The sequence below is a fragment of the Hyella patelloides LEGE 07179 genome, assembly GCF_900659865.1.
GTDB classification, from domain to species: Bacteria; Cyanobacteriota; Cyanobacteriia; order Cyanobacteriales; family Xenococcaceae; genus Hyella; species Hyella patelloides.
In genome coordinates this window covers 25,629-45,208 of sequence record NZ_LR213771.1, presented here as the reverse complement: position 1 = coordinate 45,208, position 19,580 = coordinate 25,629, and the positions used below count along the sequence as shown (strand labels likewise).

General features: G+C 35.6%; 20 protein-coding genes and 1 CRISPR repeat array. Of the genes, 1 reads left to right on the top strand and 19 read right to left on the bottom strand.

Features of this window, described 5'->3' with window-relative positions:
- Window positions 1–243: 243 nt before the first annotated feature.
- The 15 genes from cas6 (H1P_RS01710) to H1P_RS01645 all read right to left on the bottom strand — a co-directional run bounded on the left by cas6 (H1P_RS01710) (window position 244) and on the right by H1P_RS01645 (window position 13,109).
- Window positions 244–1,011: a CRISPR system precrRNA processing endoribonuclease RAMP protein Cas6 gene (cas6, locus tag H1P_RS01710; RefSeq protein ID WP_144863516.1), complete on the bottom strand. Its 768-nt coding sequence runs from the start codon at window positions 1,009–1,011 to the stop codon at window positions 244–246.
- A complete protein-coding gene (locus H1P_RS37185; protein WP_222426896.1) occupies window positions 1,011–1,187 on the bottom strand; it encodes a hypothetical protein in 177 nt (58 codons plus the stop codon). Before H1P_RS37185 ends, cas6 (H1P_RS01710) begins: the two co-directional genes overlap by 1 nt.
- A gap of 211 nt (window positions 1,188–1,398) precedes the next feature.
- On the bottom strand, window positions 1,399–2,190 hold the full coding sequence (gene csm5 / locus H1P_RS01705; protein ID WP_222426895.1) for a type III-A CRISPR-associated RAMP protein Csm5: 792 nt from the start codon (window positions 2,188–2,190) through the stop codon (window positions 1,399–1,401).
- Window positions 2,191–2,192: 2 nt separating this feature from the next.
- The gene (csm4, locus tag H1P_RS01700) at window positions 2,193–3,293 is read right to left on the bottom strand and encodes a type III-A CRISPR-associated RAMP protein Csm4 (RefSeq protein WP_144863514.1); all 1,101 of its coding nucleotides are present in this window, start codon (window positions 3,291–3,293) and stop codon (window positions 2,193–2,195) included.
- The gene (gene csm3 / locus H1P_RS01695) at window positions 3,290–4,351 is read right to left on the bottom strand and encodes a type III-A CRISPR-associated RAMP protein Csm3 (protein ID WP_144863512.1); all 1,062 of its coding nucleotides are present in this window, start codon (window positions 4,349–4,351) and stop codon (window positions 3,290–3,292) included. The genes csm4 and csm3 overlap by 4 nt, the downstream gene beginning before the upstream one ends.
- Window positions 4,352–4,355: 4 nt before the next feature.
- Window positions 4,356–4,898, bottom strand: coding sequence for a type III-A CRISPR-associated protein Csm2 (csm2, locus tag H1P_RS01690; RefSeq protein ID WP_144863510.1), 543 nt, complete (start codon window positions 4,896–4,898; stop codon window positions 4,356–4,358).
- 85 nt (window positions 4,899–4,983) lie between these two features.
- Window positions 4,984–5,547, bottom strand: a complete 564-nt coding sequence (locus tag H1P_RS01685) for a Uma2 family endonuclease (protein ID WP_144863509.1) — start codon at window positions 5,545–5,547, stop codon at window positions 4,984–4,986.
- Between the two features lie 15 nt (window positions 5,548–5,562).
- Window positions 5,563–7,863: a type III-A CRISPR-associated protein Cas10/Csm1 gene (gene cas10 / locus H1P_RS01680; RefSeq protein ID WP_144863507.1), complete on the bottom strand. Its 2,301-nt coding sequence runs from the start codon at window positions 7,861–7,863 to the stop codon at window positions 5,563–5,565.
- A gap of 269 nt (window positions 7,864–8,132) precedes the next feature.
- Window positions 8,133–8,885, bottom strand: a complete 753-nt coding sequence (locus H1P_RS01675) for a DUF6602 domain-containing protein (RefSeq protein ID WP_144863505.1) — start codon at window positions 8,883–8,885, stop codon at window positions 8,133–8,135.
- Between the two features lie 67 nt (window positions 8,886–8,952).
- Window positions 8,953–9,315 carry a DUF5615 family PIN-like protein gene (locus H1P_RS01670; protein WP_144863503.1) on the bottom strand — a complete coding sequence of 121 codons (363 nt, stop codon included), beginning with the start codon at window positions 9,313–9,315 and terminating at the stop codon, window positions 8,953–8,955.
- A complete protein-coding gene (locus H1P_RS01665) occupies window positions 9,315–9,605 on the bottom strand; it encodes a DUF433 domain-containing protein (RefSeq protein ID WP_144863502.1) in 291 nt (96 codons plus the stop codon). Before H1P_RS01665 ends, H1P_RS01670 begins: the two co-directional genes overlap by 1 nt.
- A 103-nt stretch (window positions 9,606–9,708) precedes the next feature.
- Window positions 9,709–10,146: a DUF2442 domain-containing protein gene (locus tag H1P_RS01660; protein ID WP_144863500.1), complete on the bottom strand. Its 438-nt coding sequence runs from the start codon at window positions 10,144–10,146 to the stop codon at window positions 9,709–9,711.
- A 3-nt stretch (window positions 10,147–10,149) separates the two neighbouring features.
- A complete protein-coding gene (locus H1P_RS01655; protein ID WP_281291077.1) occupies window positions 10,150–10,386 on the bottom strand; it encodes a DUF4160 domain-containing protein in 237 nt (78 codons plus the stop codon).
- 86 nt (window positions 10,387–10,472) lie between these two features.
- Entirely contained in the window at window positions 10,473–11,177 is a 705-nt protein-coding gene (locus H1P_RS01650; RefSeq protein ID WP_144863495.1) for a hypothetical protein, read from the bottom strand.
- A gap of 828 nt (window positions 11,178–12,005) precedes the next feature.
- Window positions 12,006–13,109, bottom strand: a complete 1,104-nt coding sequence (locus tag H1P_RS01645; RefSeq protein ID WP_144863493.1) for a sigma-70 family RNA polymerase sigma factor — start codon at window positions 13,107–13,109, stop codon at window positions 12,006–12,008.
- A 1-nt stretch (window position 13,110) separates the two neighbouring features.
- On the opposite strand from H1P_RS01645, the gene H1P_RS01640 reads away from it, so the two are divergent.
- Window positions 13,111–13,320, top strand: coding sequence for a hypothetical protein (locus H1P_RS01640; protein ID WP_144863491.1), 210 nt, complete (start codon window positions 13,111–13,113; stop codon window positions 13,318–13,320).
- 15 nt (window positions 13,321–13,335) lie between these two features.
- Window positions 13,336–13,660: direct repeats of the CRISPR family, unit length 36 nt; unit sequence TTTCCATCCCCTTGCGGGGTTCTGAGTTATTGAAAC.
- Window positions 13,661–14,207: 547 nt separating this feature from the next.
- On the opposite strand, the gene H1P_RS01630 is transcribed toward H1P_RS01640, so the two are convergent.
- The 4 genes from H1P_RS01630 to H1P_RS01620 all read right to left on the bottom strand — a co-directional run bounded on the left by H1P_RS01630 (window position 14,208) and on the right by H1P_RS01620 (window position 19,459).
- The gene (locus H1P_RS01630; RefSeq protein ID WP_144863487.1) at window positions 14,208–15,287 is read right to left on the bottom strand and encodes a sigma-70 family RNA polymerase sigma factor; all 1,080 of its coding nucleotides are present in this window, start codon (window positions 15,285–15,287) and stop codon (window positions 14,208–14,210) included.
- 1,307 nt (window positions 15,288–16,594) lie between these two features.
- Window positions 16,595–17,710, bottom strand: a complete 1,116-nt coding sequence (gene cas6, locus H1P_RS01625; RefSeq protein ID WP_144863485.1) for a CRISPR-associated endoribonuclease Cas6 — start codon at window positions 17,708–17,710, stop codon at window positions 16,595–16,597.
- Window positions 17,711–18,253: 543 nt separating this feature from the next.
- A complete protein-coding gene (locus H1P_RS35630; RefSeq protein ID WP_186375789.1) occupies window positions 18,254–18,421 on the bottom strand; it encodes a hypothetical protein in 168 nt (55 codons plus the stop codon).
- A 456-nt stretch (window positions 18,422–18,877) separates the two neighbouring features.
- Window positions 18,878–19,459: an LCCL domain-containing protein gene (locus tag H1P_RS01620; protein WP_144863483.1), complete on the bottom strand. Its 582-nt coding sequence runs from the start codon at window positions 19,457–19,459 to the stop codon at window positions 18,878–18,880.
- Window positions 19,460–19,580: the final 121 nt, after the last annotated feature.

Below are 19,580 nucleotides of genomic sequence, written 5' to 3'. Positions count from 1 at the left end.
TTGTAGAATAACAATAAAGTTAGTAACTTAGCAATAAACTTGGTAATTTTAGTATAAATAACAATAAAGTTAGTAACTTTTGTCGTACTATTGATAGAAGTAATACTAATGTAGCTACCGATAAAGTCAAGTTTTGTGCTGAGTATGGAATTGAGATTACAGAAGAGGAATGGCTAGCGCATCATATTCCCGATGCTATTTTAGGCGATCGCCAATAAATACTAGATTGAATCTCTACAAAAATTATTTATCAGAACAAGTAATAGTTTGACCCATACCCAAACGAGTTTTCATACCCGTACCCGAAAAGGCTGCATATTGAATTAGGAGATGGGCGACATTGGCAATTAATGGTTCGACCTTATAAGGTAGTTGTAAGTCTATACTGCCTGTAAATCCAGTAACATAGCCACGATGAATCTGAAAATTGCGAGTTTGTAGCCGATGGCGTTTAATTCTTATAGCTTGACTGAGATAGCTGACTAACTCGTCTCCACCTAAATAGATTGGGGCAAAATGATTCCATTTTTCTAACCAACTACGTAGCATTAAGCTGGGAACTGGTAAAGGTAAATAGCTTCCTTGGGACGAAAAACTGGTAGGTGAAAGAAATTTCAAACTAAAGTATCTAATGGGTTCTGGTTCTTCGGCGACTAATTCTGTGTATAAGCGATCGTAGCTAGTAATTTCCTTTTGGCGATCGCTTACTATGAATTTTGCACCGAGAAATTCTAGAGAATTGGATAAGTCTAAATTTGCGATCGCCTTACTACTATTTTCGGTTAATCCTGAAAGAGATAGTTGATAGGTTTCATTGGGGAGAAAACTATAAAAATCTTGGGAACTAGTGTAATAACCTAATAATCCCGAAAAAGTTGTACTGGGAATTTGTTCTGTCCCGATTTCCAAGCCCATTTGCTGATGTAGCTGTTTGACTAGTTCGAGGCAATAGGAACGGGGAATTACAGCAGTTTCTTTAGTAGTTAATGTCCAAGTGGAGCGGATGAGCATTATGATTTTTCAGTTAATTTAACCCAACCAGGGACATAGCGAATTTCTCGATCTCGATCGGCAATAACTCTTCTAGATTTTGGTGCTTCAAAACCTGGTGCTTCTTTTCCGCAAGTATCCCTAATACTTTCTACAATATCTTTTTGTAGTAAAGAGCTAATAGTAGTTCCAGACAAACCACCTCCCCAACCAAGACGAAGATTGTAAGGACATTTTTCTTGGTGATAAAATTTTCGTATATCATCTAAATATAAATCAATTTTTTCTCCATTTGTATCTTTAGCATTTAGATTATTTTTCCAATTATTATGTAACCAGTAATGACGCTCATAATTCCATTGTGCTTGAGCAAAATCTCGGCAAATATCAATAATATTTTGAGTTACATTATTTTGCTCTATTATCTCGATCGTGACTACAGATAATTACTTCTGGGACAACAGATAAATTATGGTTTTTTTGTTTAATAATAGATTTAGTGTCAGTTATTTGAATAGCACGCATAAAATCTGTATTTGATATATCAGTTTTTCCAAATGCTGTATGACCTTTATAAATAAGCTGGAAATCAGAAAATATGCTTTCCATAAATAATTTATCGTCAGCAAATTTTTGTTTCTTTTTGAATTTTAATTTATTTTCTTCTGTGTTTAACTTTTCTCGTAATGTTTTTTCTATCGCGCTAATTCTTTTAGTTTCAAGAACTTGATATGTATCTTCATGATTGATTATATGATAAGCGATCGCGGTTCTGATTGCACCTTTAATTGAAGAACCTGGAATATATAATTCTCCTCTGCCGTTACGAATCATCGGACGTATGTCTTTAATTTCCTTATTTGTCCATCTCTTAATTCTTTTATTGCGGGGAAAAATAAGTTCATTATCAACAGATCTTAGATTTTTCCAATCTCCAAAAGTGTCTTGTAATAGTAATGCGATTTCTTCTCCAGTTTCTATTTTATGAATGTAATCTTTTAAGCGACCTCTTTGATGCAAAGATTTAATTAAGGCTGACTGATTTGGATAGTAAACACGATCGTTATCTTTAACATATTCAAAAGGATTGAGTTTTGATACTTCCGAGCCAATATGAATTAGTGAATTAGGACAAGTGAGTTCAATTACTTTGATTTCAAAAGCCTTGTCTTTTTCTAGAACAATATTAGAAGTTAGCATATTTACTTAATCAAGATTTTTATAGGAAGACTGAGGCTAATACCACTACGATAAACATTATGATCGTTAAAACCTTGAGGCTTTACATTAGCTAATTTACCTCGGGGAATTTTAGAAAATACAGAACCCTCTGCAAACATATGAACTTTTTTTCTTCTTAATTGACGACCATCTGAAGAATAAGAACCAATCCAACCACCTCGTTCTTTTAGTTCATAACTAGCAATAGGTTTATCTTCTTCTCCAAGTAGCTGTTGTAGATGAAAAGAATCATCTGTCCAAAATAGACTAAGAAGACTGTGATAACTGGACTGATTAAATTTAAGCACTTTATTCCATTGTTTCGACAGAGTTTTCTTTCTAGTGTATTGGAATCTCCCAGCACCACTAGAACGTTCTCCGCCAAGACCTTCATCGCCTAAAAATTCCAAAACTTCAAAAAAAGTATTTTCCCATTCTGAATCAAGAAAGTTTACTAAAAAGTAAAGACCAGAACTATAATTTTCTTCCCATCTATACTGCACGAATCCCGTATGATAGAAATTGCTTGCATGAGTTACGCGGTCAATACTAACTTTAGGTAATTTACTGAATTTATAATTATCTTTGTATTGGAAAGTTCCAGCTTTTGTTAATACCTGAGAAGTATTTGCACTTTTAATAGTTTTAACAATCAATTCATTACGGTCGTTTTCGGAAAAGCCATTCCCTTGATACCAACGTTGCCAAATATCTATTGGTAAATATTTTAGCTTTTTAAAAGTTTTGAAAAAAGCAAGATCGCCTCCCTCTTCTTCTGTAGGATATCCTGATGGCAAACATAGAGGACGAGGTAAGTAATAAATTGTTTTTGTTTCTTTTTGAGGTTGTTGATAAATGAAAGTAGAACTTAAACTAAAGGGAATATTATCTATATCTAGAAATTGCTCCAATATTTCAGATACAGATTCTTTACCTCTTAACTTTGCATAAGCGTTAATCCAAGCACTAAATAAGGTGTCAGAATAAACTCGCTCGCTTGTTTCTTCAATACCAATTCCTAACTCACCAAAATGAGCTACATTTTTGCCAAAATTAAGTTTAACTAACCTCCAATTATTCATACGCTATCTTCATTTTCTTCACTATCTAACTTTGATTGTTCAATTGTTGGTAATAGTGCTTGAATCTCAGGAAATTTAGCTGGCAATTGGTTAGTAACTTTAGCTTCTATAGATGCGCTTAATTCTTTTGATGACAATGGCTGTAAAGGATCGTTATTAAAGTCTTGATAGTTTTTGTATTGAAATTTCCAATTTTTAAAACTGATTTTGCCGTAACCACGAGAAATATTTCCACCCAATCCATCATCTTCTAATACCATCATGGCTCGAAGAATATTTTTAATATCTCTATGTGCTTCCGTAAAAATTTCTGCTCTATTTATAAGCTGTCCTGAATTTTGTTCTTCATCAGTAAAATCTTCTACCGTATAAACTAGCTCTACTTCAAACTCCGAATCTTTAGGAACTCTTTCTACCTGTCTAGGATTAGCAGCAGCAGTAATACGATCTATCCCATTTTCAAACTTCCACTCGGTCATGTATAAACCAGTATCAATTTTTTCGAGCAATTTTGCAGAGTTATCAGTTAAATAAGCATCTCTAACTATTAAACGTGCAGTAGAGCTACGTCCTTTAACAAAAACATATTTTTCATTATTACCTAAATCATTCCGCTCTTCAGATTTAACAAGTTCTAAATCTTGCTCTTCACAGATAGATTTTTTCACCCAACAAGAAACTCCTGTAGAACCAAAAATTCTACTGACAGGGCAATTTTTTGCACCTTTAAATTTTATTGTTTGTTTATTCGATTGTTCGCCAATTTCCGAATAACCTTCTTCGAGATCGTCACTTTCATAACGATAAGTACCACTTCCACCAGGACGATTGACTGGTTTATTTTCTAAGCGTTCTAAAATAGACCTAAGTTTACCTTTTAAAGATGAGCCTGGAATGTAGGGATGACGAGAAATAGGATCGCGGATTACAGAATGATCTAATCCTCCAATATCTAATGTTTCTCCTCCTCCTCCTATGTGTAAACCTGTTTCAATAACAATATCTACAGTAATAAAAAACTTACCAAATAGTTTTTTGGGTTTAATTAATCTAGGCATTATTTTAGTCTCCACCTGCTGCTTTGTGATAGGCAATTATTGCTTCTACAAGCTGTACCAAACGATAAAAATCTTTTTCAGAATGTACTTTTTTGATTCCTGCTGTGACGACATTACAAAAATCTTGAGCGGGATTTAATGAGTCCCCTTTCCTCATTTCTTGTTTTTTTCGAGCAGCAGCAAAAGCAAGTTGAGGTTGTAAAAAATAAAGATCGTCTTGAATATCTTCAATTTTTCCTGTTTTTGCTAAACGAGCCTTTAGTTGTTTTAGTGAATCCAAAAATCGACGCAAATGATTAGTTTTTAATCCGTATTTTTTGAGGTGGTCGCTAAATTTTTCTGTATCTTCAACAAGGGGACGAACTTTATATTCATGCAAACCATTTTTAGATTTTTCAATTGTTTTAATAATTTCTTTAGTAATCATTTCGCGCTCGTTATCATTTTCTTTTTTGCTTGAATATTCAATTTTTTTCTTTTTCTCTTTAATTTGATTTCTATTTGTATTTATCGATTTTTTATAAGGTTTATTTAAAGATTGATTCATACTTTCGTTTTATTCAAAAAGTTAATATTTTTGTTCAAAAAGTAAAAATGCGCGATCGCAATTCTTTTAGCAAATTTTCTAAAAATCAAGCATTCCATAATTGCTCGACAGTTAAAGCCAACTCTGGAAAAGTAGGCGATACAATTTGCTCATTATTGTTATAAACTTGTTCCTCATAAAAACCCTCGACTAACTCTAATACAGTTACCTTTTTCTCTTCAGGATCGATAATCCAATATTCAGGAATTTCTGCTGCTGCATATTCAGATCGCTTATAACGATAATCTCGATTAACTGACTCTGGGCTAACAACCTCCACAACTAAAACAGGAGGAGTTTCTAATACTGCCGAAACATCAATATATGGTTCAATTTGTTCTCGCGTTACAACACTTAAATCAGGAATTCTAGAACGATTAAAAGTAGTACGAACACCAATGTCACTTAGAGCAAGCCAATTTAAAGTCAATCGCTCAATCTCTGCCTCAAAAACCTTACTAATTAGTCTAATAATTAGAGCATGACGACCCATCGGCGGATTCATTAAAAGCAATTCTCCATCTACAAATTCATAACGATTATCAGTTCCATCGTCATAATTTAAGTATTCTTCAAAAGTTAGCTTTTGCTTAACATTGGTTGCAGTCATGATGTTGTATTTAGACTAACGGTTTAATAATTCTATCCAAGTTGCGATCGCCCTATAATAAGGCGCATTGCGTGGATTTTTCAAGGACTTCCTAAAATCATCTTTGATTTTGACATTTTTTTCTAATCTTGCTAACGTATAAGCAATCTGGGGTAAATGCAAGTAATATTTAAGGTCTTTATCTTCAAAGGGATACAATTTATCTCTTCTTTTTTGTTCAATTTCTTCAAGTTTTTGTTCCTGTAATTGAGCAGTATTCAGTAGATTACGGACAAAGTTTCGTGTATAATCTGTTCCTATTTTTTGGTATTCTAATTGTTTTACGAACGAAAAAACTCCCCATAAATCGGGATAATCTTCTGCTTTTAAATAATCTATGATTTCTTTTTCCTTTTCAGATAAATTTTCCATTTGAGTTTTTTGCTCAATGGAAACCCGAATATTCTCTTTATTTCCTAACCATTCATCCCATTTAAAAGTTTCACCAAATAACGTCAAGCTATCACGCCCATTTCCTTTGGCTGCTTCTTCTGCATCCCCTGAATCTTCTGCTGCTTGGTAGAGGGGATATTTAGGTACAGCAAGACTAATCCCTGCGGAGATAGTAATATCTGGGTTGTAGCCAGTATATGCCCGAAAAGATTGATCGACATCAAAGCTAAATTCTACTACTTCATTCCACGCACCACTGATAAATAAGTCGTCACCACCTGCATATATAAATAAGAGATTGTCGCGCTTTTCGCCTTTTTTCGGTAAATCTATTTTTGTGTAATTTTCATTTTGGGGAAGATTATTGTCTCGATCTTCTGCCAAACTGTTTAGATATACTTTAAAAAAGTAAGTCATCTGCCGAGATAAACCCGCTATCTGAGGTAAAGTTTGTTTTTCTCCTAATCCTGTTGCAAAAATTTTGCCTAAATTATCTACATCCATTCTCAGAGAAGCAACTCGCTCAATTCCTTGAGATGCTTTGGCTAATTCTTCGGCTGTTGCAAATGCTTTGGGATCGTCTTTACTTTTTTGGGAGTAATTACCAAGGAAAAGAGGTGTGGCATCTAAACCAACATAATCATTAATATTCCAGTTATTAATTAAGAATAATTTGCCTCGCTCGGCTTTTTTCTTGGCTTCGCTAATATCATCAAAGAGATGGTAGTAATGAATTTCTGTTTTGCTCAATTTAAACTGAAGATACTTTTTAGAAGAAAGAGTTCTATCTTGCGATCGCACTATCGCTTTAACATCTCTTAATTGTCCGCCCAAACGATATAATCGGCGACAAATACCACAGGCTTCAACATCACTATCATCACCTAATGGTTTTAGATTTTCTACATCATCTCGATGACATACTTTACAGGGTTCGTAGGCAGGTTGTGGGGTAAGTAAATCTGATAGTTCTTGTCTGAATTTTTGCGATCGCAATCCATCTAAATTCTTATTAGCTTTTGACCAAACTTCAGCAAATTCGTTGTTTGATACTTTTGCTACTTCAAATTCATAGCTATCTAAAGCCAGGAATACCTTACCCTGAAACTCATCCTTCAACCATTGATTAAACTTGTTACCTATTTCTTCGACAGCTTGTTTGGTTTTATCTGAATCTGTTGCCAAGATATAAAGCTTACTTGCACCAGCAAAAATAATGTTGGTACGAGGTAATTTTAATTCTTCTAATAGTTGTTGTACTATTTCTTCTGTTACCAATTCCAAATAGAAACTACGCGCACGCAGAGACTTGAGCGCACCAGCACTAGAAATGGTATAGATGAATTTCTGCACTCCAGATAAATCTCCCACAATCAGACTTAATTTTTTGGCATCGGGATTTTTGGTTAATGCAGTAGATACAGCAGCAGTAGATCGTATTAAATCGACAAATGCTACATCTTCATCATCTAAAGCGATAAATGAGCCGTATTTTTCGATAATTAAAGCCAGTAGGGATTCATTTTGCCAATTTTCATCTCGCTCGAGAAGGGTTCTTATTTCTTGGCATGATGTTTCTAGATATTTTCTGATATCTTCTGATGTCGGTTGTATATTTTGAGGATAAGGAATATTGGGTTTTTCGTTGTCGATTTCTCTTGGTATCCAATAATGATTTTCACTCTGCCCTCGATCTAGCTTGATGCGATCAAAAAGTACTCGCAAAGCTTTAATTTCGGAATTATCTGACAAACTTATTATATCGGTGAAATCATCTTCTACAGAACAATTCTCAGGTATGCTCATACCAGCATTAGTAAACAAAAGCTTAACAGCGTGCTGAAGAATTTTTAATGCAGAGGGAATAACCAAAGAATCAGACATTGAATTTAAGGCTGCTTGTATTTTGGGAGAATTGAGAAAGTTTGATTTCTATCTATCAAAAGTAACCGTATTTCATATTTATAATTTAAAAATATCTTTTTTATTTATATTTCGTTCGATTTAAGCCTATTATTAAAATTGTGCATATTTAGGCTCTGTATATAACTCGAAGAAAACGATGCAATTTTATGCAGAATCGAGCAATGTTTAATAAAACTTCGTATCTCCCAGATTCTAATATGTATCTAAGAGATATAAATTATATTTTTTTAACTAGACAAATGCTGTGCGTAAGCATTCCAATCTATAGCTGGTACTGTCCCTAATGATTGAAGTTTGCCAAGCAGCCTAAAAATAAAATACATAACAGCTTTTTCACTTTGTTCGTTGATTATTTTTGGATAAGAGTCAAAGAAATCGAAATGATCGCCTGAAACAGCCAAGCCACAATCTAATTTTTGCTCATCATTTAATTTATAATGATTTTCAAGAAAAGTACCTTTAAAACCACCAGAATAGCCATTATTAATAGCCAAAATTCCACAAACTATCTTAAATAAAGGTTTTGCTGGATAAGTTCCACCAGCATGAGGAATTGGAACAGAAGTTCGATGTAGTTTTCTTACTGATGCAGCTTTGTCTCCTGCATATTTTAAATTACTGCTAATTTTGGGCTTGACTTCAAAAACTGCATATACAGATTCAGCGAGAATAAATCTCATCTCATCCTCAATAAATAATTTGGGAGTATACTGAGGATCGAAAATTACAATATCAATTTGATCGCTAGTCTTTCCAAGACTATCAATTATTATTCCACTTTCAATTGCGTAGCGTTTGGGTAAATACTCCCTTAATAATTTAATAAAAGCTTGCTCGGTTGCTTCTCCTTGCTTGCCATTATGAGTAGATTTTTTGTTTCTTTTGAATTTACCGTTAAGGTATTCTTGGACATCAGAAAAAATTTCTTGTAAAAATTCTTGTCCCTTTTCTTCTGAATCTATCTTTGCTTTATTTGTCATTATTTTGATTTGAGCTACAAAATTAGTCTGTCCAAAATTACTACTGTAACAACGCGATTTTGAAAAACTAGATATATGTTCCTAAAAATATTAATTGGCTTTTTATTTCTTCAGATGAAATAGATTCAATCAGATTCTGTAATCCTTTTAACTGCTCACCAACAGAATATCTTTGTCTCGGTACAACAATAATGCCAGAATGCTTTTTTCTCTCGGTCATGTATATTGTATGCAATCGGCAGAAGTCTCCAACATTAAACGTGTATATTATACGATTGTTTTTTCTTGCCCAAATCAACTGTTCGGTGTCAGCTATGCCACGATTGTTAGCCTCTGGAGTTGATATAACGTCAATGTTTAACTTTCTCAAAGCTTCTACAAAAGATTTTCTACTAGCATCCTCATCAATATACAAACGAATCTGATTCACTATTTTTGATTAGTTTTGGATTGTACTGATAATTTTTGATATTCCGCCTTATCTTCAGCTAGATATTGTTCTATTTGTTCTTGATTAGCGTAATAGTAAGCCAATGCTGCATAAATCTCTGCCAAGGATAAAAAATCGTACTCATCCTTTATTTGCTTAGGACTCAATCCTTCTCTATTCAGACTTGCTATTTGCTCGACAGAAAACCTTTTGCCTGCAATTCTTGGACGATTAAAACAGACATCTGGTGTTGAAACAATTAATGTTCCAATATCAATAGTAGTTACCATTTATTGGTTTTGATAGTTGTTTTATCTTAAGATTATACCCATTAAAGGATTGTGAAATTGTCGTTCTTTTATGTTTTTGGTGCGATCGCAAATCTAACTCTTATTAACCGATCTGTTTGACCATATTTTTTCGCGGACGACCACCTTTTTTCCCGTTTTCTCTAGATGCTGTTTGTTTGCGTTCTGATTTTGACTTACCACCTTTGGATGCTATTTCTTTCATCCAAGATTTAGTGCCGAATATACCCAGTAGTAAGCCTTGAATACTGAGATCGATATCTGCTGTTTCCCATCTCAATCCTTTTTGATTGGGCGTTAGCTTTACTTCCGCAATAATTTCGTTTTCTAGTTCGCTAACTCCTTCTATTAGATCGATTGGGCAGGAAAATATAGAACCATTAATAAAGTAAATAGCTAATGTTTTGGTATCACGATCGAATAAAACTTTTTCCGCCCGTGGTTCGGTTTTATTTATTTGCTCTTGATTTTTTATTGCAGTATTAATCTGCTGTTCGATCTGCTGTTGCGTCAGTTCTGCCATTTTTTACCCACTATGAATGGTTTTCCACTTATTAATTAGTTCTTGTTGATTCTCTTGAACTATTGCGATCGCTTTTGCCACCTCTTTTGCTTTCAAATTATAAAATTCTCGCAGTTCGGGATTACCATTTTTGCCCACTAGATTAATTATGCATTCGCCATCATCTTTGATAACGTGTACGTGACTTGGTAAATGGTCGTTAAGATATATTCTGACAAAATATCCCTCTACACTAAGTATGGTGGGTATCTATTGATATTTATTCTAAGTGCTTGGGTTATTTTAACATGGGTAAATTTTGGCTGCCCTGTGCGATCGCACTTCTTTTATTTCTTCAATCCTGCAAATGCTTTATTGATTTGGGCTGCATCGATCGCTCTTCCCATTAAGGTTAGAACGTTATTTGCGGGAGTATAGTAAACATCTTGGTTGTTAAATATGTTGTCTAGCTCATTCACTCTACGTTTTATGTAGATAACTATTGTCAATCGCTCTGGAATTATTGCAACTATTTTTTTGAGTATGCTAATTACTTCTTCGTCATCAGAAAATTGACCATTTACAAAGTCCATAACTACCACATCACAATTAGAAAATGATGATTTTCGCTCGTGGTTTTCTACTGGTGAAATATTAAATCCTCGATTATCTAATAGTTTGTATTCTTGAAGCGATCTAATGTCGGGATTTAACATTGGCAAGCAATATTTAACGTTAGTGCTACTCACTATCGCCTCTTGTTTGACTATTCTTTCTACATCTTCAATTCTTTGATTAACTTTTTCTGCAATTTCTTTAGTAACAGTTCTTTCAATTAGATCGTTTACATCTCTTTTTAATTCTTTGAAACTGAGAATTTTAGTTAAACCAACAAATCCCGCGATCGCAGTAACCGAAATAAAGGCAAAATTAATAATCCTATATGAATAGGAAATGTTTGATTTAAGCAAATCAAATTCATCTTTGACTAACTCAGAAGTTATTGATGCAAGGAAGTTGCTATGGGCGATCGCATTAATTAAATTTGACATGAGATAGCTATGAATAAATTCAATATATAGCTAAATTATAGTCATTTCAAAGCGATCGCTAGTATTTTGTGGGAGAAATATAATATTTAGGTGCTTGAGGCTAATTGAGTTTGAGATTTGGCGATCGCAGGTTGTATTTAAGACTGGCGATCGTATTTTTTTGTGTTTCCATCCCCTGACGGGGTACGTGTTTTCAAAGGTGGTTGTAAGTAAAATTCCATCTCAGGACAAGGTTGTCATATGGTTTCCATCCCCTGACGGGGTACGTGTTTTCAAAGTTTTTGATAGTGTTGTTAAAGATATTATGCTTAATAATATCGTTTCCATCCCCTGACGGGGTACGTGTTTTCAAAGGTTAGCATTAGACTAATGCTTTAATGTTCATATAAGGTTTCCATCCCCTGACGGGGTACGTGTTTTCAAAGACTAGCCTTTAGAACCCTTATGGGGCAATGCCTCAAATGCAGTTTTTCGCGGGCTAATTTAAAACAGCAAATTAATAGAAATTAGTTGCAATAAGCCCAAGTGCTATCGGCTTAGAATCCATACAGTGAGAGGCATCGACGGAGGTCAACCAAATTATAGGGTATTCAGAGGTTGGGCTTACCCCCCGAATACTGATAGAAAATATTGGGAAACTTACTAGAGAAATTTATTAAATTGTCAAGGTTCTTTAGTATCAAAACTATATCAATATTTATAAGTAATCCTGAAACTATTTATTATTTCCTAAGATTTTGGATATTTTTGGTTATATCAAAACAATAGTTCAGAACTGGCAATGAATTGGTTTTATGGCGCGATCGCCGTTATTAAGAAAAAAACCAATTAGTTTTGCTCAGAATAATAGTCTCTCATATCTGCCCTAGTTAACTTAACGTAGGTTTTCACCGTTTCGTAAGGTATTTGCAGAGATTTGGCAATTTCATTTAAGCTTTGACCGATTTCATACATGGCATAGATTGTAGCTTTTCTGGTACAAGTTGCGATCGCCCGATTGCCTCCCTTTCTGATTTGCGATCGCATTAGAATCTCAGTAATTTCTTGAATTCTAGGTTGAAGCAAAGCATTCAAATCTGCACTGTCTGAAGATTTTAGTTGAGATAGAGTTTTTCTGCGAGGAGTAAAAAGAACTTGTTGTTGTTGAATCACTTGTCTTAGTTGATTATTTTCTTGGCGCATCTGTTCGATGGTGTTGGTTAATTGGTTTAGGGTTAAGGCAATGTTCTGAGATTCAGGGATTTGTAAAGTTAGAAGCTCTAAGGCGATCGCTTTTTGTTTGATAGTTTCCAGAGAGGTCAAAGCTTGATTGAGTTTTATTGATTGTTCGTGTACTGCTGTATGGATAATGCGATTTAAAGATAAATCTACTGCAACGGGTTTTTCTACAAGATTATGGATAGCGTGGCGATGCTTCAAGGCGATTTTTAATTGAGTTTGTAAGGCATTAATCTCTTGGATGAAGGGAGATAATTCTGAATCTTCCAAAGTTTTAGATAGTTTTTTCTCTGTTACAGATTGTTTTGTTGGTGGAGACATAGGAGAAGTAACAGAATTTTGCCAACCAGTTAAAGACTGTATCCAAGTCCTAATTCCTACTGCTGCAAATTGTCTGAATGCTTGACGAGCTTTTTCTGTTGGACGTTGAGATTCAAAAGCATACCATTCCAAAATGACCGCGCAAACTGAGTCTTTGATAATAGTGATATTTTTAAACTCATGATAACTCGTACCAAGTGTCAATTCTTTATTCTGCAAAGGTTTCAGAAAATCTGGGCAAGAACTCGTGATAACTGATTTTAATAGTTGATTGACTGCATGAGGTTTAACTCCACACATCCGAGCCAAACCAGATTGACTCATCCCAGATTTGCCTGTTGCTCGAACAGTGAAAAACTCAATACCTTCTGATTCGCGACGTAAAATACTCATTGTGACCTCTATATTAGGTTACTCTCAGTGGAGTTATTGGTGTGTCAGCACCATGCTCGCGACTGAGTTTTGTCTTAGAGGTATTATACTACATTTTGGTTACTTTGGCGATCGTCATTTTCCTAAGATTTCTAATTATGCGATCGCGCTATATAACAGCGGATGTTTGGACATTTGGATGCTTGGTTTTAAAAATGCGATCGTCTGTTAGTGCATCAAGCAATTGTTTCCATCCCCTTGCGGGGTTCTGAGTTATTGAAACTTTAGTGATTCCGAACTCCAAAAAATTCTCAATATGTTTTCATCCCCTTGCGGGGTTATGGGTTATTGAAACTACGTTATTGGTTTCACCATGGGGAGCGATCGCAAATTTCCATCCCCTTGCGGGGTTCTGAGTTATTGAAACAGAAGCGATATCTTGGATGTAGTATCGAATCTAGGTTTCCATCCCCTTGCGGGGTTCTGAGTTATTGAAACGGTAAAATCTTCAGACAAACTAGCGAATCTGTTTCTTGTTTCCATCCCCTTGCGGGGTTATGAGTTATTGAAACTGCGATCTCTTTTTTGAGGGGTTCTGGGGAAATCACCTGTTTCCATCCCCTTACGGGGTTAAGTAGATCGAAAGACTTCGCTGTAGAGAGCTTATAGAGCAAGGGTTTCAGAGGACAAATCGACACAATAACTATGTACTGGTCAATATTTGACTCCTATTGAGAAAACATGGAACGATCTATCTTCTCAAAGCCTGGATCAGACTGGCATCGACGCAATACCGTTCGGTTAAGCCCCCCAGCCCCCAACTTTGGGGGAGCCAGATTTGTAAGCAGCTAAGGAATGCGCGAGTGGGGAGCCAGATTTGTAAAAGTTCCCCAGGATTGGGGGATTTAGGGGGCGGACAAAATAACTTGAGCGACTAACCGAACAGTATTGGGCATCGACGCATCTCAATGAAAAAAGTACATTTCAGCGTTTGAAGTTATTGTGTCGATCGCGATTGTAAAAAAAGCGGTGTGACCCTAAGAAATATTTAGTTTTCAAAGTACTTGGTTACTATTATCCATCGCCTTAAGCAATTATTGATTGTTCCCAAGGATATCTTTAGTTTTGAGCCGAATAGTAGTTTCTAATATCTGCTCTCGTTAACTTGACATAAGTTTTGACTGTTTCGTAAGGCATTTGTAGGGATATGGCAATCTCATTGAGGCTTTGACCGATTTCATACATGGCATAGATTGTAGCTTTTCTGGTGCAAATTGCGATCGCTCTATGACCTCCCGTTCTGATTTGAGATTTCATTAAAATAGCGATAATTTCTTTAATTCTGGGTTCTAAGACTGTTTCTAGATTTTTATTTGTAAGTAATTGAGCTTGAGCTTTTCTGCGGGGAGCAAATAAGATTTTTTGTTGTTCAATGACTTGTTTTAAGTTGGTGTTTTCTTGGCGTAATTCGGCAACTAAGTGAGTAATTCGAGCAAAAGATTGCCATAAGTTGTTATATTTGTCTATCTGCTGTCTTATAGTTGTTAAGACTTCGATTTTATCTTGAATAGATTGTAAAGTGGCTAAGGCTTGATTGAGTTTTTGTGCTTGAACGTGAACCGCAGTATGTACAATCTGATTGAGAGATAAATCGACAACGGTAGGTTTTTCGACGATATTGTGAATTGCATGGCGGTGTTTGAGTGCCACCATGAGATCGTGTTGCAGTAATTCGATTTGTTGGAGTAAATATTCGCTATCAATATCGGACTGAAGCTGAATAGTATCGGGGTTAAACTCTTCTGTAGTGATTGGCGGAGTTTCTTGAGTTTGCCAGCCTGTAATGGATTGAATCCAGGTGTTAATCCCTAAAGTCATGAATTTATCCATGCTTTGTTCGGCGATTTCTCTACCTTCGAGGGCGTAGTGTTTGACAGTTGCAGCACAAAAGTCAGCCCTTAAAATTTTGACCACACCACCTTTTTTCTTATAAACCCCTTCCAGGTGCAAATCCTTACCAATAAAAGCTTTTAGGCGTTTTGCTGCTTGTTTGGCTTCCAGGTTTTTTACTAATTCATTTATAGTCCAGTGAGTTACACCACATAAAATTGCTAATCCGCGATGACTAATCCCTGATTCGCCTGTAGCTTGGACTGTGAAAAATTCAATACCGTTTGTTTCGCAACGTAAAATACTCATTGTGACCTCTCCTGTAGGTTACTCCCAGTGGAGTTTATTGGTGTTGTCGCACCATGCTCGCGACTGGGATTTTGTTTGAGAGTATTATACTATATTTCAGGCTTTATTGCGATCGCCATTCTCCTAAGATTTTCTATTATGCGATCGCGCTATATAACAGTGAATGTTTGAACACTGGGATGCTTGGTTTGAAAAATGCGATCGTCTATACAATGCATTAAGCAATTGTTTCCATCCCCTCGCGGGGTTATGAGTTATTGAAACAGAAATTATTATTGGTGGTGGAACATCTCATTATTTGTTTGCATACCCAAAGGGGATTTTAGCTCATTTCAAAAATAAATTGCAATATGAATTGGCAAAAGATTTAGTTTTTCCATCCCCAGAGGGGATTTTCGGTCATTTCAAGGATACAGTGTCTGCGCTTTCTAACGGGAGGTTACTTGTTTCCATCCCCAGAGGGGATTTTAGCTCATTTCAAGATAGCTTTTTCTATGATCCCAGGAAAACAAAATATGCTAGGGTTTCCATCCCCAAAGGGGATTTTAGCTCATTTCAAGAACAGCGATTCGCGAAGCTAGAAAAAATATCGATTACAAGTTTCCATCCCCAGAGGGGATTTTCGGTTGTTTCAAGAAGAATATGAATTGCTTTTGCCCTTGTTAAATCGAAGTTTCCATCCCCAGAGGGGATTTTAGCTCATTTCAAGAAATAGTCGAAGCTGTTAAGTTGGCGCGATCGCAATACTAGAGGTTTCCATCCCCAGAGGGGATTTTAGCTCATTTCAAGATAACAGACCTACAGGGATTGAGGTCAATAACGGTCAGTTTCCATCCCCAGAGGGGATTTTAGCTCATTTCAAGCTATAATTTTTGTCCATGATGGAGTTTTGCGTAATAGTTTCCATCCCCAGAGAGGATTTTCGGTCATTTCAAGTCTGTACCTTAGAAACCAGACAGTATTTAGTTTTCCAGGTGCATTTTATCGAAGTCCTATAAATGCTAGCACAAGCAATCTGCAAACAAAGAGAAAAAAAGCTTATATGAAATACAAAAAAGAATGCAACATATAATCTGTAGTGATAATTCATGAATTATCACTACAAGGTAAAATTATTTGTAGCAAACATTTAAGTATTTGATATTAAATCCTTACTAGATATAGATCGTCAAGGTGTTTTTAATCGACAAACCTTCAATCAAATCAATATATTATCTTGGTTTCAGCCATTTTTTTTGCTGATGGTAATTTCCACACTTGGGTTCGACAGAAACAGATCCCAAAGAAAGCTCTTGCAACTATGGAAATCAACCCCTCAAAGCACGACGGGCTAACTTAGCATAAGTCTTAACCGTGTCATAGGGCATTTTTAAATCTTCCGCAATAGAAACCAAAGATTCCCCAAACTCACGACGAGCCAAAATAAGCGATCGCGTCTGACAAATCTTCTTAGCGCGATCGCCACCAGTACGCTTTTGAGTTGCCATTAATGCTTCAAAAATTTCTCTTTGTCGTTGAACAATAAAAGTTTCCACAGACATAGATAAGATATCTGGTTGCCGATCTTGCCAGCCCAACCGCGTTTGACCCAAACCAAAAGTAGTTTTATGACCCGTACCACTATAGGGGGCGAGTTGTCCCAATGCCTTGTAAAGCTTGATAAACTCAGGATTATCGCTGGTAGATTTTGCTAAATCCAATTCTACCGAACCTACAAAACCCGTTACCAAACCACGTTTTCCTCCTGGAACTCTAAGAGAATCTAATTGATGTCGGGTAATAATGACATTTTCTTCAATCCAAAGCAAAAATAAATCTCGGTCGAATTTATGGGGTGCAAAATGATTCCAACGGCGGAGATAGCTGTGAAACAACTTATCGGGGGCGGGCAAAGGATAGTGATTGCCTTTGCTGCGAAAGCTAGTCGCACTCAAAAAACTAAGAGCAAATTTTTTTCTAGAGATAGTTTGCAATAGATTGCTATAAGTAGTGGCAGGTAAAGCAATGTCTACCGATTGTATTGAGAGATAAATCTTGTCGGGGAAAGTACTTTCAGGTGGTTGCTTGAAATTCAAAATAATGTATCTCGGCATATTATGTAGCCAATGTCGAAACCAGCGCACCACCCGTTGAGACAATGCCGACAGATACCAATGATAGGTTTTTCCTTCAAATAAAATTAGTCGATCTTCATTTTCTGTCATCTCGCCAAAAAGACGGGACATGGTAAATGGTTTTTCCGATTGTCCATCATGAAGATATTGAGAAAGTTGGGGGTCTTTTTTTAGAACTTGGCTTAAAAACCAAGCGTGCAAACCTTTGGCATAGTTAGTTGGTAATGCTACATCTTTTTTCGGAGAAACTGTAAAAATCAAACTCACCAACTCAGTATCATCTGACCAATCTAAGGAAGCCTTAACCATTAATCGCAAAAATGTTGACTCTCAACTGTCTTATTTTATCGGTAACATCAAGTCACGATTTCTTTGGTAATCTTTCAATAATTATTCAAATGTTCGAGCTGCTGATATAGCGATCGCCATAACTATATTTCGCGATCGCATTTTCCTACTTTATTGAATTATAAACCAACCCTGTTGACCATAAAATTACAACTTTTCAAATGGTAGTGCTGCACCAGGCTATAGTTCGATTCAGACGATCGCAGCAAGGAAAAGAGTCGCAGCCGAGATAGAAAAAATACTTAATAAATAGAAAACAAATCTTTAGTTGATACTCATAAAACTTGCGTATCAAGGCTTACAAAAATTGTTGGAGCGAATTATTGCATTTTTAAAGTGTATTTCAATTTAAGGCGATCGCATAGTGGCAAATTGTTTAACCGTATTATTATTTATCTGATGAGTTGAGAATCTTTAAATAGCCAAAATTGTTGGAGCGAATTATGAGTTTACACTTGCTCTTTTAAGAGATTAATGTCTTACCTATCAACGTAATGCTAGATATTAGTGTATTTCTCCAGCAAAAATTGCACCCATAAGCAAATCCAGGTATACATATTCTTCACATGATAGCTGTGTCTCAGGAGCGCAAAGATTCTCAATTGCCGTTTTCATGTTATTGGTTAGATGACCAGTTTTTTGGGCGTTTTGAAAGATTATTTTGAGTGTCATTTGAACTAATTCTCCTTTTCCACTTAATTTTAGAAATTAAATTGTTAATTTTTAGATAAACAATTTAACCGAAAGACCTGAGTGATTGACAATTCAAATTATAAAAAATAAAAATATGTTTGGAAAATATAAACTGACGCTTTTAAAATTGTCATAACATAAGTATAAGTACTTACATTATAATTTGTTAAGAATTAGCAAAAAATTTAACGCAGATATAAATGGGACAAGAAACTATCAATAATTCTTGTCTCAGGAATTATTTTTTCTTGAGGAAACAATTGGGTTCTGATTATCTTGACCTTCTAAGATTTTTTCTGAATTATCACACCTTCTCAGAAAGTCAGATTCCTGAGCGAGTGGGAAAAAGTCCCATCGATCCTTAAGATATGCGAACGATGAGTTCTAACCCACAATAACTAAACTTAACCTTACTAACATTAGAGAATCTACAATTTAGCGAAAAATATCTCTAATCGAATCGGAAATAGTTCTTTCAATACCTCTTCTCACCCCATTTCCCACTGTTCTTTCAATGGCAGAAGGACGACGGTGGGGTTTGGTTTGTGCATCTTCATTATTAGACTCTTCCCTAAAATCGAGCGCGACGGGATTACCAAGAAATTTAATACTGTCAATTTTTCCCTCATGGCTTCTACTGGACACCCCAAAGCGATCGCTACCTTGATAAGCAGATTCGACCGCAGTCAGTTCAACATTAATCAAGCCACCATCTTTTGTAATCATACCTGCATGAACCGCAGCTTTACAAAGTCCAGAATTCATCGTATATGTATCAGTTCCCCATACAGGAGCATAAACTTGAGTAGAAGGTGCAGTAGGACAGCTAAAAGTAAATACCTGAGCTTCACCTTGATTGTTTAGTTCAAAACTACTTAAGCGGGTACTCCAGCCAATTTCTGGCACTGAAGATAATTTCGCTTGAGCGTTAACTGTTTTTGCAGAAAACAACCCAGTTGCCATAGCAGTACCCAGAAAACCTAAAATAATAGTCTGAGGAGATAATAATAGTTTCATCGAATTACTTTTAAGACATTACAAGATAGCTCTTTTATAACTTCAATAATTATATTTTATCACTGCCGAGAAAGCGATCGCGATCGCCGATTATCTTAACCTCTTTCTAGCTCCACGTAAT